Origin of the sequence: Staphylococcus marylandisciuri (assembly GCF_025519785.1) — a bacterium.
Lineage (GTDB): Bacteria > Bacillota > Bacilli > Staphylococcales > Staphylococcaceae > Staphylococcus > Staphylococcus marylandisciuri.
On record NZ_JAOPKZ010000005.1, the window covers coordinates 113,772 to 127,410 of the forward strand.

Annotated in this window: 15 protein-coding genes; 12 read left to right on the plus strand and 3 right to left on the minus strand. The window is 35.0% G+C overall.

Going from position 1 to position 13,639, the window contains the following annotated elements; genetic code table 11:
• The first annotated feature begins 4 nt into the window (after positions 1 to 4).
• The 8 genes from N9R04_RS04030 (at position 5) to N9R04_RS04065 (ending at position 7,220) form a co-directional block, all read left to right on the plus strand.
• Positions 5 to 487 (plus strand): MarR family winged helix-turn-helix transcriptional regulator, encoded by a 483-nt coding sequence (locus N9R04_RS04030; protein WP_262855260.1) that lies wholly within the window; start codon positions 5 to 7, stop codon positions 485 to 487.
• A 241-nt stretch (positions 488 to 728) separates the two neighbouring features.
• Positions 729 to 2,369: an alpha-keto acid decarboxylase family protein gene (locus N9R04_RS04035; protein ID WP_262855261.1), complete on the plus strand. Its 1,641-nt coding sequence runs from the start codon at positions 729 to 731 to the stop codon at positions 2,367 to 2,369.
• Between the two features lie 689 nt (positions 2,370 to 3,058).
• The gene (locus N9R04_RS04040) at positions 3,059 to 3,589 is read left to right on the plus strand and encodes a hypothetical protein (RefSeq protein ID WP_262855262.1); all 531 of its coding nucleotides are present in this window, start codon (positions 3,059 to 3,061) and stop codon (positions 3,587 to 3,589) included.
• A 118-nt stretch (positions 3,590 to 3,707) separates the two neighbouring features.
• On the plus strand, positions 3,708 to 3,899 hold the full coding sequence (locus N9R04_RS04045) for a hypothetical protein (RefSeq protein WP_262855263.1): 192 nt from the start codon (positions 3,708 to 3,710) through the stop codon (positions 3,897 to 3,899).
• 403 nt (positions 3,900 to 4,302) lie between these two features.
• Complete coding sequence (locus tag N9R04_RS04050; protein ID WP_262855264.1) at positions 4,303 to 5,337, plus strand: PTS sugar transporter subunit IIC; 1,035 nt, start codon at positions 4,303 to 4,305, stop codon at positions 5,335 to 5,337.
• A gap of 17 nt (positions 5,338 to 5,354) precedes the next feature.
• Complete coding sequence (locus N9R04_RS04055; protein ID WP_262855265.1) at positions 5,355 to 6,032, plus strand: serine dehydratase beta chain; 678 nt, start codon at positions 5,355 to 5,357, stop codon at positions 6,030 to 6,032.
• Positions 6,033 to 6,047: 15 nt separating this feature from the next.
• A complete protein-coding gene (gene sdaAA / locus N9R04_RS04060) occupies positions 6,048 to 6,953 on the plus strand; it encodes an L-serine ammonia-lyase, iron-sulfur-dependent, subunit alpha (RefSeq protein WP_262855266.1) in 906 nt (301 codons plus the stop codon).
• Positions 6,954 to 7,043: 90 nt separating this feature from the next.
• Positions 7,044 to 7,220, plus strand: coding sequence for a hypothetical protein (locus tag N9R04_RS04065; RefSeq protein ID WP_262855329.1), 177 nt, complete (start codon positions 7,044 to 7,046; stop codon positions 7,218 to 7,220).
• Between the two features lie 289 nt (positions 7,221 to 7,509).
• Here N9R04_RS04065 and N9R04_RS04070 read toward each other — a convergent pair whose 3' ends face one another.
• Positions 7,510 to 8,352 (minus strand): hypothetical protein, encoded by an 843-nt coding sequence (locus N9R04_RS04070; RefSeq protein WP_262855267.1) that lies wholly within the window; start codon positions 8,350 to 8,352, stop codon positions 7,510 to 7,512.
• A gap of 226 nt (positions 8,353 to 8,578) precedes the next feature.
• Here N9R04_RS04070 and N9R04_RS04075 point away from each other — a divergent pair, with 226 nt between their 5' ends.
• From N9R04_RS04075 to N9R04_RS04085, 3 genes are all read left to right on the plus strand, one after another.
• Complete coding sequence (locus N9R04_RS04075; RefSeq protein ID WP_262855268.1) at positions 8,579 to 8,737, plus strand: hypothetical protein; 159 nt, start codon at positions 8,579 to 8,581, stop codon at positions 8,735 to 8,737.
• An 86-nt stretch (positions 8,738 to 8,823) separates the two neighbouring features.
• Positions 8,824 to 9,720 carry a TIGR01777 family oxidoreductase gene (locus N9R04_RS04080; protein ID WP_262855269.1) on the plus strand — a complete coding sequence of 299 codons (897 nt, stop codon included), beginning with the start codon at positions 8,824 to 8,826 and terminating at the stop codon, positions 9,718 to 9,720.
• Positions 9,721 to 10,392: 672 nt separating this feature from the next.
• Positions 10,393 to 10,716 carry a DUF1433 domain-containing protein gene (locus N9R04_RS04085; protein WP_373316339.1) on the plus strand — a complete coding sequence of 108 codons (324 nt, stop codon included), beginning with the start codon at positions 10,393 to 10,395 and terminating at the stop codon, positions 10,714 to 10,716.
• Between the two features lie 446 nt (positions 10,717 to 11,162).
• Here the strand turns inward: N9R04_RS04085 and N9R04_RS04090 are convergent, their stop codons facing one another.
• Together N9R04_RS04090 and N9R04_RS04095 are read right to left on the minus strand one after the other, a co-directional pair.
• Entirely contained in the window at positions 11,163 to 11,513 is a 351-nt protein-coding gene (locus N9R04_RS04090; RefSeq protein WP_262855270.1) for a hypothetical protein, read from the minus strand.
• Between the two features lies 1 nt (position 11,514).
• On the minus strand, positions 11,515 to 12,816 hold the full coding sequence (locus N9R04_RS04095) for a hypothetical protein (protein ID WP_262855271.1): 1,302 nt from the start codon (positions 12,814 to 12,816) through the stop codon (positions 11,515 to 11,517).
• A gap of 38 nt (positions 12,817 to 12,854) precedes the next feature.
• Here N9R04_RS04095 and N9R04_RS04100 point away from each other — a divergent pair, with 38 nt between their 5' ends.
• A complete protein-coding gene (locus tag N9R04_RS04100; protein ID WP_373316340.1) occupies positions 12,855 to 13,232 on the plus strand; it encodes a DUF1433 domain-containing protein in 378 nt (125 codons plus the stop codon).
• Positions 13,233 to 13,639: the final 407 nt, after the last annotated feature.

Consider the following 13,639-nt stretch of genomic DNA (forward strand, 5'->3'; position numbering starts at 1 on the left):
TAAGATGTCCTCAAATAATGATTATGAAAATCTACTATTTTATTTTGCTTATAAGACGTTCGTTAATACTGCAGACGAAATTATCGAATCGTACGGCTTGAGTCGGCAACATCATCGTTTTTTATTCTTCATAGAAAAGGTACCAGGTATCACTGTTAAAAACTTACTTAATAGTATGGAAATATCTAAGCAAGGAAGCCATGCCACGTTAAAAAAGTTAAAAGATAAGCGACTTATTGAAGAAAAGCAAGCTAAGCATGATCGGCGGGTGAAACAGTTATATCCTACAGAGGAAGGTACCAACTTAGTCAGAGAATTAAATAAAGCACAAAACGATTTAATAAAAAAAGTAAAAGAGAAAGTTGGTTCGGATTGGTATGCGATGATGGAAGAATTTGCGGCTTATAGATCAGGATTTGAAGAAGTCAAACACTTGAAGCGAGAGCAAATGTCAGAGAACGATGAGCACCCCCCGAATAATAAATAACAGTTATGTAGTTTCGAAAATTTAATCTACATTAAATAATAATTTGAAGAGTGAAGTTAGTATCAGAATTTTAACAAAATTTCGGAATATACTTCACTCTTTGTTTTTGTTTCTAGACTGGGTAAATACAAATAGGGAAATGATAATTAATAGATCTTCTCTTTATAGGTCAACATTATTGACCTATAATTAGATAATAGCTAAACTAGAATTAGATATTAAACACAAAGGAGAATGAATAATGAAGAGACGCGTAGGTCAATATTTAATGGATTGTATTAGCGAACTAGGCATAGATAGAGTATTTGGAGTTCCTGGAGACTTTAACTTAACTTTCTTAGACGATATTACAGAGAGAGACGACATGAAGTGGGTTGGCAATACGAATGAACTTAATGCGAGTTACGCTGCAGATGGTTACGCTCGAATACACGGAGTTAGTGCACTCGTTACTACGTTTGGTGTCGGAGAATTGAGTGCAATCAACGGCGTTGCTGGTTCATATGCAGAACACGTCCCGGTGATACAAATTACCGGAGCACCTACTACAGTGGCTGAAGAAAAAGGTGCTTATTTACACCATTCTTTAGGTGAAGGTAGCTTCGATAATTACCGCAAGATGTATCAAAAAATTACAACTACTCAAGCTTATATTACTGCTGACAATGCTCAAACAGAAATTCCTCGCGTACTTAACGAAGTTATAAATGAGAAAAGACCTGTGCACATTCATCTGCCGATAGATGTAGCAGCTACAGAAATTGAAGTAGAGAATGAATTTAGTGCGCCTGAACATGAATCTTCAGATGTTAAACAGTATATTAAAGCTATCGAAACTCAATTATCTCATGCTAAACAACCTGTTATACTCACTGGTCATGAAATTAATAGTTTCGACTTACATGAGGAATTAGAAGATGTAGTCAACCGCACGCAAATTCCTGTAGCGCAACTCTCATTTGGTAAAAGTGCTTTCAATGAAGAGAACCCTTACTATATCGGCATATACGATGGAGAGGTAGCTGAAGACGATATTAAATCATATGTCGATCAAAGTGATTGCATTTTACTTGTTGGAAGTAAGCTGACTGATACAGCTACTGCGGGCTTTAGCTACGGATTCAATGAGGACGACATCGCTTATATTAACCACCATAACTTTAAAGTTGGCGAGACACGTGCCCAAGACGTACATCTAATCGATTTAGTGAACGGTATGAAAGATATAGACTATCAATTCGAGGGCGATTATCCTAAATTAAGAAATAATATAGAAGCGGTAGAACCTTCAAATGAACCATTGACGCAAGCAGAATACTTCTCAATGCTTAGTGGATTCTTTAAAAAAGACGATGTGATACTGGCGGATCAAGGTACTTCATTCTTCGGTTCTTATACTTTACCGCTAAGTCAAAATAATCGATATATCGCTCAACCGCTTTGGGGGTCTATAGGTTATACTTTACCAGCTACTTTAGGAGCGCAACTTGCTGATAGCAGACGTCGTAATATCTTACTTATCGGCGAAGGAGCCTTCCAAATGACGGCTCAAGAATTTGCAGTGATGATTCGTGAACGGATTAAATCAGTGCTCTTTGTCGTCAACAATGATGGTTATACAGTTGAGCGTAAGATACACGGCGAAGAAGCACCTTACAATGATATCACTATGTGGAACTATACTATGTTACCTCAATTATTTAATGGCGAAGAAGAAGTTATGGTTCACGATGTGCGTACGAGCGCAGAATTACAAGAAGCCTTAAATACTATTAATCGTAATACAGATAAGATGCATTTAGTCGAAGTTAAGATGACTAAAGAAGACGCGCCTAAGAAACTTATTAAACTGGGTCAAGTCTTTGCTGATCAGAACTCATAAATAGTTAGTAGTTGCCTCGTATTCTAAGTGAATAACAACATTCATGAGATATAAAATATACTTGTCGAGCTCACGAGGAGAGGCCAGAACAAAAGCGTTTGGGATTTGAGCGGGGCCCCAACACAGAGAAACTGGGACTACAGTTTCAACAAGCACAGCGAGTTGGGGTGGGGCCCCAACAAAGAGGGAGCGGGACAGAAATCTAATTTGAATAAAAAAGATTTCGTAGTCCCGCCCCGGCAAAGATGACTAGAATTGAAAAAAAGCTTGATACAAGCGCATTTTTAAATCAGTCATCTACTGCCGAGATGTTGAAGGGAGCGGGACAGAAATCTAATTTGAATAAGAAAGATTTCGTAGTCCCGCCCCGGCAAAGATGACTAGAATTGAAAAAAGCTTGATACAAGCGCATTTTCAAATCAGTCATCTACTGCCGAGATGTTGAAGAGGCTGGGATTTATGTCCCAGCCTCTTTCTCTCTAGTCAAAGACCATTATGTCCCAGCCTCAGAGCATAGGAACTTTATGTCTCAACCACTTCTAAGTCAGCTTTTATATTTTTTACTAGCTAATTATATTATTCATTAGAATGAGTTGGGCACACTTCTTTATTTGTTGAATTGAATATGATATAGTATGCTTGTTCCTACTGCTGCCTCTTGAATATTAGATCTACAAGGGAGCTCAAATATGGTTGATATATTATCTGCCATAGGGTCAATAGGGACCTTTATTATGGCATTATTCTATTTTGTTTCAGTTTCTCTTCAACTTTATCAAATGAAGATTGGTTTTATTCCTGCGTTAGGATTTAATCAAATTCTATTGAAGTTAAATGAGAAAAATGAATTAACGATGAGTAACACTTCTATCGAAGATGAACGTCATCAAGATTACTTGAAAATGTATAACCTCGGTGGTGGAGCAGCTAAGAATATACAAATTGAAATATTACTTGGAGAGGATGAAATAATACAGAAAAAGTTTGTTAATATTCTTCCTAGCCAAGAGGGTTATTTATTACCAATCAACAGAGATGTGTTTGAGGAGTTAGAACGAACAATTCAAAAGAACGGTTATGAGACGAATATGAATATACGTTTGTCATACTACCACAATGTAAGCCGTAAGAAGCATGTAGTAAAGCTTAACGGTCGCTTAGATCCATTCAATACTTATCGTGATCACACGATTTATGAGCTACAGTTTGTAGGGGTATAAATCCAAGCAAGTATTGAATGCTTTAAGAAATTAACTTTAATCTGTTATTCTTATAGCTAAACTCTAACTTCTCTATGTTGCTTAGTTAATGATTAGATGACATTAAGAGGAGAAATAAATGGAAATTAACATCGATTGGAACAAAGAGTTTCAAGAATTCCAGGACATTTTGAATAGTGGCTTACATCCCGAATGGTTATATAGTGCAAAAGCTAATCTTGTTCTCGTTCCAGCTTACACAGGCGAAGGTAAACAGTATTTCTTTACGAAGGATATCCTAGAAGCGAGTAAAGTGATTCCTTTTTTCTAAAAGAAGTATAAGAATAAAATAAGTTCTATATTATAAAGCTATTTTCCATATACTTTAATCAATTTTACGTTAATAAGGCGAGGTTTGAATTCATTGTAATCTTACTTTGAATTTTGGCCTTGCCATTTTTTATTTGTCTAAATTTGTTTGAAATTTATATTTATAAAACGAATATTAAGGATATATACATATATTTTTTTAAAATGTATTAAGTTATTTATCTCTAAAAGCACTGATATTAAGAGGTTTATTTTTAACTTATGAAAATATTCACAATATAGATGATAAATATAAATATTTACTGTTGTAAGTGCTTTCTTAAAATAATAGAATATATATGCAATGAGAGATTAATATAATACGCTTTTATATTATATTATTTTTGGAAAAGAGGTTATGGGAAATGGATATCGTTTTAGGGATAGGTACGTTACTCGTTGTTCTTTTAGCGATGACCTTGTTCTTGAACTTTGCACCTTATGGTAAACAAGGTTTACAAGCGCTTTCAGGAGCAGCGTGCGCAACACTTTTACCTCAAGCATTTTTAAGTTATGCTTTAGGACAGATTTTTCATATTTCATTACTCCAAGATATAGGTGATCTTGCTGGTAGTTTAAGCGGTGTGGCTGTGGGGATTCTCACATGTTTAAATTTAGGCATATCACCTGTCTTTGCTGTTATCGTCGGTCTAGTACTTAAAGACTTTCAGTTACTACCTGCATTTATAGCAGCCTATTTTATTTCCTTTGCTTTGAAATATATCGAACGCAAAGTACCAGAAGGATTAGACTTAATCGTTGTTATACTCATAGCTCCGACATTGACTTTCCTCATTGCTAAACTGATAAGTCCAGGAGTTATTGCAGTATTGCATCAAATAGGTAGTGCAGTGACTGCTGTAGGAAATAATAATCCTTACGCATTAGCGGTAGTCTTAGGTCTCATCATACCAGTTACAGGTATGACACCACTCAGTTCAATGGTGTTAGCAAGCTTGCTCAATCTTACAGGTACACCTATGGCTATAGGGGCTATCACCTGCATGGGTGCCTCATTTGTTAACTTTGTATTATTTAGAGAGTTAAAAATTGGAGGACCATCTAAAGCATTTGCAGTGGCAATTGAACCGCTTACCCAGATTGAGATTATTGCTAAATACCCATTACAGTTGTACGGTTCAAATGCGATCATTGGGGTCGTGAATGCTTTGATCGTGACATTTAGTGGTTTAGTACTCAATGCGCCGGGGATGGCTACGCCTATAGCAGGTCCAATCGTATTATTTGGATTTAATAAACCGCTTAATATTGTTATTACCTTGGTAATCGTAGCTATAGTTAGTGTTATATTAAGTCTTATCATTGGTAAAATTATAAGTAGATCACACTTATCGCATATAAATCTAAAGCCTTCTGAACTGAAAAAACAAGTGAATTAAGGAGATGTAATATCGTTATGGCACGTACACAAGATTTTAAGAGTGCATTTGATATCATCGGACCTAAAATGATAGGCCCTTCTAGCTCCCATACAGCAGGAGCAGTGAAAATTGGTAACGCACTTAGAACGATTTTACAACAAGATCCTGACAACTTAGAAATTCATTATTACGAATCTTTTGCTGCTACCCACCAAGGACATGGTACTGATTTAGCTATTGTTGGAGGTGCTTTAGGTTTCTCAACATTTGATGAGCGGATACCTGAGTCAACTAAGATAGCTAAAGATAAAGGGGTAGACGTCAACATCATTGAAGAATCAGGGCATAGCTTAGGGGAGCACCCTAACTGCGCTTTATTAAAAGCAGACGCAGGTGAGCGTCACGTCGAAGTGAATGGCATTTCCATAGGTGGTGGAACGATCAAGATTAAAAGCATTCATGTGGATGGACTTTGTATCCTCATGAATCACGGGTTACCTATACTGGTTATAGATGGTGACTCAGACGTAGCGACAATCAATCATCTTATTAATGATTTAATCGACAAAGATGTTGATATAAATGAAGAAATCAAGACGATTCATAAAGAAGGCTGTCTATTAGCACTCCACTTAAACAAAGAAATCAAGTCCGATTTGCTTGAGCAAATAAGAGATCAATATAGTGAATTGAATTTCTCATATGTAGATTAGAAAGGGTGTTTATACATGTTTGATACTATGCAAGAAATTATTGAATATGCAGAGGAACATCAAACAACATTCGCAGAGATGATGATTGAGCAAGAAATGGACAGACAAGAAGCTTCTAGAGATGATGTGAGGGACCAAATGAAGACAAATCTAGAAGTTATGCGAGATGGTGTGAAAAGAGGGACGACCGGTAAAGGTGTTAAAAGTGTAACGGGCTATACTGGAGAAGACGCTATTCGTATTCAAAAATATAGAGAGGAAAACCACGCACTTGCAGGCAATGAAATGATGGATGCTGTAAAAGGGGCAGTAGCTACAAATGAAGTTAACGCAGCTATGGGTATTATCTGTGCGACCCCTACTGCAGGCTCTTCAGGTACGATACCTGGTGTCATCTTCAAGTTAGAAAAAACACATGATTTAACAGAAGACCAACTGATTGACTTCTTGTTTGCATCTGCATTAGTTGGTAAAGTCATCGCGAATAATGGCAGCGTTGCTGGTGCTACAGGTGGTTGCCAAGCAGAAGTTGGTTCAGCATCAGCTATGGCAGCTGCAGCCGCTACACAAGTGACAGGTGGTTCACCTAAACAAGCAGGTCATGCTATGGCTTTAGCAATTAGCAATTTACTCGGATTAGTTTGTGACCCGGTTGGTGGACTCGTTGAAATTCCATGTGTCATGCGTAATGCTATCGGGTCAGGTAACGCTCTTATCTCTGCTGATTTAGCGTTGGCAGGTGTTGAGAGCCGTATACCGGTTGATGAAGTCATTGAAGCGATGGATAAAATAGGACGAAACTTACCGTCGTCACTACGTGAAACTGGTATGGGCGGCTTAGCTGGGACACCTACAGGTCAAGAAATCAAGCGTAAAATCTTTGGTGAAGCGGAAGAAAAGAGTAAATCACATCAGTCTTAAATAGCTGATACAGTATGATTTAATATTCAGAATAATTAATTGCGATTTAACACCCTATCCACTAAAATAGCTTTAAAGGGAGTGGATGGGGTGTTAATTAAATTTGCGGTACTATTTATCTTGTTAGTGATAAGTAGTATGATCACGTTATACTTAACTCATGAAGGTACATGGCCCAATCTGTTATTTAAATCTTTATCGTTAAGTATAATCATCGTATTTCTTTTTCACTATATCAGGTTTTTGATAAATTTTAATAGAAATTAATTGAAACATCGTAAGTTATTGTCCTGCTTATCCTTTGTATTACAAGCTAGAATCTGGGGCATACATTCTAAAAAGGGAGCGGGACAGAAATCTAACTTGAATAAAAAGATTTCGTAGTCCCGCCCCGGCAAGGATGACTAGAATTGAAAAAAGCTTGATATAAGCGCATTTTCAAATCAGTCATCTACTGCCAAGATGCTGAAAAAGGCTGGGATTTATGTCCCAGCCTCGTTCTTTGTTTATATATTAGATTTCGCTTCCTAAGAGCCAGCTCAGCTATGCGGCCATACTATGAGTTGTCATCGCTATTATTAGAATTGCTAGAGCTTTGTTGAGACGATGAGTTACCTTGTCTTTGTTGGTTCTGATTCTGTTGGGATGCGTTATTTGCAGAGGAAGGTGATTGTGAACTATTTTGCGATGACTGGTTATTATTTTGCGCTTGTCTTGAGCTAGATTGAGCGTCATTAATATTACTACCGTTGTCATTAGATGATTGAGGTTTATCTTGTTTACCTTGATTATCATTCTGCTGTGCTTGCTTTTTCGCTTGTTGTTCGCGTTTCTCGCGTTCTTGAGCTTCACTTTTAGCCCATTGTTCTCTCTGTTTCTCGGCTAGCTCTTTCTGATGTTCACGTTGTTTTTGTTGCGCTTTTTTCTCTTGTTGTTCTTTTTGTGCTTGCTTTTTCTCTTGGAGTTTACGCTGAGCTTGTTGTTGCTGAGCTTCGCGCTCTCTTTGCGCTTGTTGTAGTTTAGCTTCACGCGCTCTTTCCTCTTGTTGCTCGCGTTGTTGAGCAAGCTGTTGTTGCTGTTGCTTTTGTGCTGATTTTTGCTGGTCAGATGTTTTTTTATCACTTTGATCTGTATCATGTGAGTTGTTTTTCTTTTCATCTGACTTATTATCTTTGTCCTTATCTTTATCTTTGTGATGTTGAGTCTCTTGATGTTGGCTTGCGAGTTTCTCACTACCTCTTTTAGAGTGGTCGACAAACGCAAATATTGCAAAGGCTAAACCACAGAGAAGTAATAGGATAATAATCGTACTGATGATTTTAGCACCTGTACTCATCTTTCTCTTAGTTTGCTTTGCTAAATTATTTCGTGCTTCATCGTGTTTTTCGCGATTTGGCATTTATTTTTCCCCCGGTTTGGTATAATTACTATTAGAAGATTTCCTTATTGCATTTTTCTTAAACGTTTAAAGAATATACCTAAGTATATTGTAAAATAATGTTAATACTATCATTAGTTAATTTTACTATTAATGGTTATATTAATAGTAATCTATTTATATGATAAGTTTCAACATCTTTGTATTAATCAATTATTTTACCTTACAAATTTAAGTAGGTGAATAGATGGAATTGTTTAAAGAAACTAAGCCTAAGAATAGTCAGTCATTAAGAAATATGATGAAAGAGAATGATGAGTATGAGTCGGTAAATAAGAAACTTTCTCCTTTTATTATAGGTATAGTCATATTATTAATAGCTGGAATCATCTTTATGTTACTTTAGCTATGATAGGTTAGTAGATTGTCTATGTTTGTGAGTTTAAAGTAGTGGAAAATTATTAATAAATGAAATGATAAAGAGGTGTTAGTATGAGTAACTATCTCATTACAGGTGGTACAGGAATGGTAGGTTCAGAAATTGTTGAGAAGCTTAAATCTCAAGGTCATCACGTGTACATTCTTACTAGACAAGACAAAACGAATAGCGATTCACAAATAGAGTTTATCAATTGGTCTAAAGAGGGCTGGAAATCTAAAGTTCCTCACATAGATGTCGTTATTAACCTCGCAGGTGCTAGTTTAATGCAACGATGGACTGTGCAGAATAAACGCACGATTATGCTGAGTCGAATGAATAGCACGCAAGCGTTATATGATTTATTCGCAGAGCGCGAGGACCGTCCACACACGCTCTTTAATGCAAGTGCTGTAGGTGCGTATCCGCCTGACTATCACCGCACATATACTGAGAACTATCGTACGCTACCATTCGACTTTCTTTCAGATGTAGTTTATCAATGGGAACGTCACGCTGGTAAACTTGAGAATTTGGGTGTAAGAGTGGTGCTAGGACGTTTCGGTATCATCTTGTCAGATAAAGGTGGTTCGCTGCCACTTATGACGAAACCATACAAATATTATGTTGGTGGTAAACTCGGTTCAGGACGTCAATGGTATTCATGGATACACATTGAGGATTTAGTACGCGGTGTTATCCATCTAATCAATGATGATCATGCTAAAGGCGTCTTTAATATGACTGCACCGATTCCCGAACGGCAGAACTTGTTCGGCTATACTATAGCACGGGTAATGGATCGCCCGCATTATACTTGGGTTCCCGCGCCAGTAATGAAATTAGCATTAGGTCAAATGTCTACTGTCGTATTAGATACGCAAAAAGTAGTTCCAAACAAACTCGATGCACATGGTTTCGAATTTAAATTTAAAAATTTAAAATTAGCGTTAGAAGATTTGTTAGATTGAATATAACTGTTGAAAGACACTAGTAATTACCATGCAATAATTTCAGTTGAGTAACCGGGGCAATAACAAAGAGAAACTGGTGCGACAGTTTCGTCAAGCACAGCGAGTTGGGGTGGGGCCCTAACAAAGAGAAACTGGAAAATCAGTTTCAAATATGAAGTATTTTATAAATACACGAACAGCGGTAAGATCATTTTCAAGTAGAAAATATCTTACCGCTGTTTTTTAAAGGACGTATGTACCAGTCTTTAACGCGTCAATTTAGCTATACTTTGTTAATTTGCGTTAGCAAGGCAAACTGGAAAAGCTATAGTTATAGGGGGGTAGTATATATATAAAGACAAACTAACCTCCAACGGTTATACTTATAGAAAGGGACATTGCAAAAAAAGACCAAAAGTTCTAACTATAATAAGTATTCTCGCAAATATCGTTATGATTACACTAATTATTTCGTCTATGATATAGAGAAATAAATAAAAATTAGACCCCTCTCATAAATAGAGATGATTAAACATGCACAGTATGATTATAAGATTCCTTGAATCAGATTACACAAATTATAATTAAGATAGTTTATTAATACACATCAAAGGATTGGTTACATTGAAAAGAATAATAATTGTTATAATAATTAGTTTAATTTTAATATCGGGAGGGGTCTTTTTAAAAATGATGTATGATGAGAAAAAATATTATGATGAACAAAAAGACAGAATAATAACTTTCATGAAGTACAACGTTAAAGGTTATAAAGAAATAAAATTTGAGGAGCAAAAAAGAAATCCTTTAGATGGGTTTGTTATTATGGGTTATATTAATAATGACAAAACCAATACTTTTTCAGCTCACATGTGGTCTAAAGATGATTATCAATTTGAATATCTCTCAACATTTAGTGATAAATTAGATAAAATGATGATAAAAGATTCAAAAACAGTGTCAGAAATAAAAAAAGAACAATCTAAAACAGAAGGTAAAAAGAAAGATGATTAATTAGTGTTATTTTAATAGAACGCCTTGTGCATTGCATTGGAATCAAAGTAGTCATACTAATTTGTGTTGAACGATGGTTTGTGGCATAGGTTGAAAATTTAACGCCTCTATAGCCTTATTTCTTTATGCTTCTTACACTTTGTCTAATATTTAAGATTTATCATGAGCTTGAAATTATCGTGAGTTATTTTGAGGATGAATATATTAAAAAGGAAAGAAAGATATATTCATCAATTAGACCCTTATATGCCGCAAACACTCTATTTATATGGTGTAACTGGTTTAATTGCGATGAAATTGTAAGAATAATATAGCAGAGGCGCATTGACTATGTGACTTTTTTAAAAAATTTATGTCTACTGGGCTTCACAATAGGACCTTTTTGTTTAAGTATTAGAATGTTATTTTTATCTACTAATGAGTTTTTACACTTTTTAATCTTAAAGCTACTCGTCATATGTTTTACAGCTTTTATTACAATTATCGTAAGACTCTATGAGCTCCAATAATTTAGACTGCTCTGATGCTAGGTTAAAAGCAATAGCCTCACTTGTTTTACCTTCAAATGCCCCTTTTAACTTACTACGTTGATCCTGTAAAATTGATTCAATTTCATGTAATCTAGAGACGCAATTTTCTATATCTTCTTTTTCATCGCTAATCATGCTTTGAATTTCAATTTTTAATTCATACTTTAAAGCAAATAAACGCGCTTGTTCCATTGCGATTTTGGCATTTTTTTCAGTTTCTTTATTGGCAGCATCTGTCGAATCATGTATATCTTTGAATAAGTCCATGTTATCCCTCCTCAAACCAACGATATATTTCGCTGATTTCTTTGTCACGTTCTTCAAACTTTTTAGTTGCATCAATAATTTTTTCGCTAAATTGAGATAATCTTTGCTTGGTATATATTAGTTCACCAATTGTATCTTCAAATAACGCTTCATCAAAAAAGTCATAACGACCGCTTTTTGATAATTCTTCAACGTAGTGTTCTATATCTGATGGGTGAATAAATTCATGAGAACCACTTAACAATTTATTAACGTATTTCGATTCGATTTGTCTTGCTTGTCTTTTAGTATTTTCCATGTATTTTTCTAATGCATTTACCGTTTTATCGATATTGTATAACTTATCTCTCATCTCTTCAGCCATTTCATTTGCTTTTTTACTATCAACTTTAATTTTTACATCTGCACCGCTGAAATCATATGTATTAAGTTTATGACCGGAAATAGGATTGAAAAAGAACTTCATAAGCTTAGAATCATCAGCTAATATTTCTGTTCCTAAAAGTGGAGATCCTAATGTAGCAGTACCAATTTGATCGTTTGGATGCGCATAATCGGTTATGGTTTGAATATACTTACTTAAATCTAAATTTTCTTTTACATTATCAGGTAAGACATTGTAACCGTTAGGTGCAGAGAAAGTTTTTGTTTTATCAAAGTTAAATAATACCGTCATCGCCTGTGCAATAGTACCACCAAGACTATGGCCAGCACCATAAACATGTTTATAGTTACCTTTTTTCAAAACTGACTGCGTCCAAAGATAAGCTTCGCTAAATTGATCAGCTTCTTTTGCATTATTTTGATCAATCATTTCGAGCCATGCATTATTTTTATCAAGCATTTCGAGGCATGCATTATTTTTATCAAGCATTTCGAGGCATGCATTATTTTTATCAAGCATTTCCAGCCATGCATTATCTGCAATTGTCCACTGATTAATTTCTTTTAGACTAGTGTCTTGATAAACAGCTGCATTTAAAATTTTATCTGGATTAGTTTCGATTCTAATAGTATTGGTAGCTAAATCTATATCAGTATTTATATCAGCAAGTTCATATGGGTTTGTCCCAGCATAAACAAAATACACTGTTTCATTATCTACATTTCCGTTACTGTCTTTTGGTGATACTGCCATTGCTTGGAAGCCATTAACTTTATCGATGCGAGAAGATTGAATTTTAAAAATTTTTTGGCTTCCATTATCTGTGGTAATTTCTGCTTCTTTATCTGGTAAAAGTAAATCATAAACATTACCAGCTAGTTCGTGAAATGTGCTATCTTTAGTATTAAGATTGTCCATTATCTCACCTCAAAGGATTGGTTGCATTGAATAGAATAATGATTGTTATATTAATTAGTATAATAGTAATAGCGGGAGGGGTCTATTTAAAAATGATGTATGATGAAAAAAAATATTATGATGAACAGAAAGAAAGAATAATAACTTACATGAAATACAACGTTAAAGGTTATAAAGAAATAAAATTTGAGGAGCAAAAAAGAAATCCTTTGGATGGGTTTGTTATTACGGGTTATATCAATAATGACAAGACTAATACTTTTTCAGCTCACATGTGGTCTAAAGATGATTATCAATTTGAACATCTCTCAACATATAGTGATAAAATATCTAAAATGAAGATAAAAAATTCAAAAACTGTGTCAGAAATTAAAAAAGAACAATCTAATACAGAAGATAAAAAGAAAGGTAATTAATTAGTGCTATTTTAATGGAGCTCCTTGTGAGGAGATTCATTGTACGTAGCATTAGAATCAAAGTCAAGTTAATACACCAGGGTTGAAAGGTGCTCTGAGGCGAGGTTAAAAATAATAGAGCATCACTTTTTTTATCTTCAAATGCGCCTTTCTCCATTGTGTTTTTGGCCTCTTTTTTAGCTTCTCTTGCATTACTTATATCAACCATTTCCAGTCATTCATTATTTCCAACTGCACTTAGAATAAGTTTTACTTTTTTATCTGAAAAATATAAATCATAATCACTAACAGCTAGCTCATGAGATGTGCTATCTTTAGTAAGAAGATGGTCCATTAATACACATCAAAGGATTGGTTACATTGAAAAGAATAATAATTGTTATAATAATTAGTTTAATTTTAATAGC

Coding starts and splice junctions, on each gene's coding strand:
- N9R04_RS04050 (WP_262855264.1), top strand. CDS start 4,303: ATGGATATCGTTTTAGGGATAGGTACGTTACTCGTTGTTCTTTTAGCG.
- N9R04_RS04080 (WP_262855269.1), top strand. CDS start 8,824: ATGAGTAACTATCTCATTACAGGTGGTACAGGAATGGTAGGTTCAGAA.
- N9R04_RS04070 (WP_262855267.1), bottom strand. CDS start 8,352: ATGCCAAATCGCGAAAAACACGATGAAGCACGAAATAATTTAGCAAAG.
- N9R04_RS04090 (WP_262855270.1), bottom strand. CDS start 11,513: ATGGACTTATTCAAAGATATACATGATTCGACAGATGCTGCCAATAAA.
- N9R04_RS04045 (WP_262855263.1), top strand. CDS start 3,708: ATGGAAATTAACATCGATTGGAACAAAGAGTTTCAAGAATTCCAGGAC.
- N9R04_RS04030 (WP_262855260.1), top strand. CDS start 5: ATGTCCTCAAATAATGATTATGAAAATCTACTATTTTATTTTGCTTAT.
- N9R04_RS04095 (WP_262855271.1), bottom strand. CDS start 12,816: ATGGACAATCTTAATACTAAAGATAGCACATTTCACGAACTAGCTGGT.
- sdaAA (WP_262855266.1), top strand. CDS start 6,048: ATGTTTGATACTATGCAAGAAATTATTGAATATGCAGAGGAACATCAA.
- N9R04_RS04055 (WP_262855265.1), top strand. CDS start 5,355: ATGGCACGTACACAAGATTTTAAGAGTGCATTTGATATCATCGGACCT.
- N9R04_RS04035 (WP_262855261.1), top strand. CDS start 729: ATGAAGAGACGCGTAGGTCAATATTTAATGGATTGTATTAGCGAACTA.
- N9R04_RS04040 (WP_262855262.1), top strand. CDS start 3,059: ATGGTTGATATATTATCTGCCATAGGGTCAATAGGGACCTTTATTATG.
- N9R04_RS04085 (WP_373316339.1), top strand. CDS start 10,393: ATGATGTATGATGAGAAAAAATATTATGATGAACAAAAAGACAGAATA.
- N9R04_RS04075 (WP_262855268.1), top strand. CDS start 8,579: ATGGAATTGTTTAAAGAAACTAAGCCTAAGAATAGTCAGTCATTAAGA.
- N9R04_RS04100 (WP_373316340.1), top strand. CDS start 12,855: ATGATTGTTATATTAATTAGTATAATAGTAATAGCGGGAGGGGTCTAT.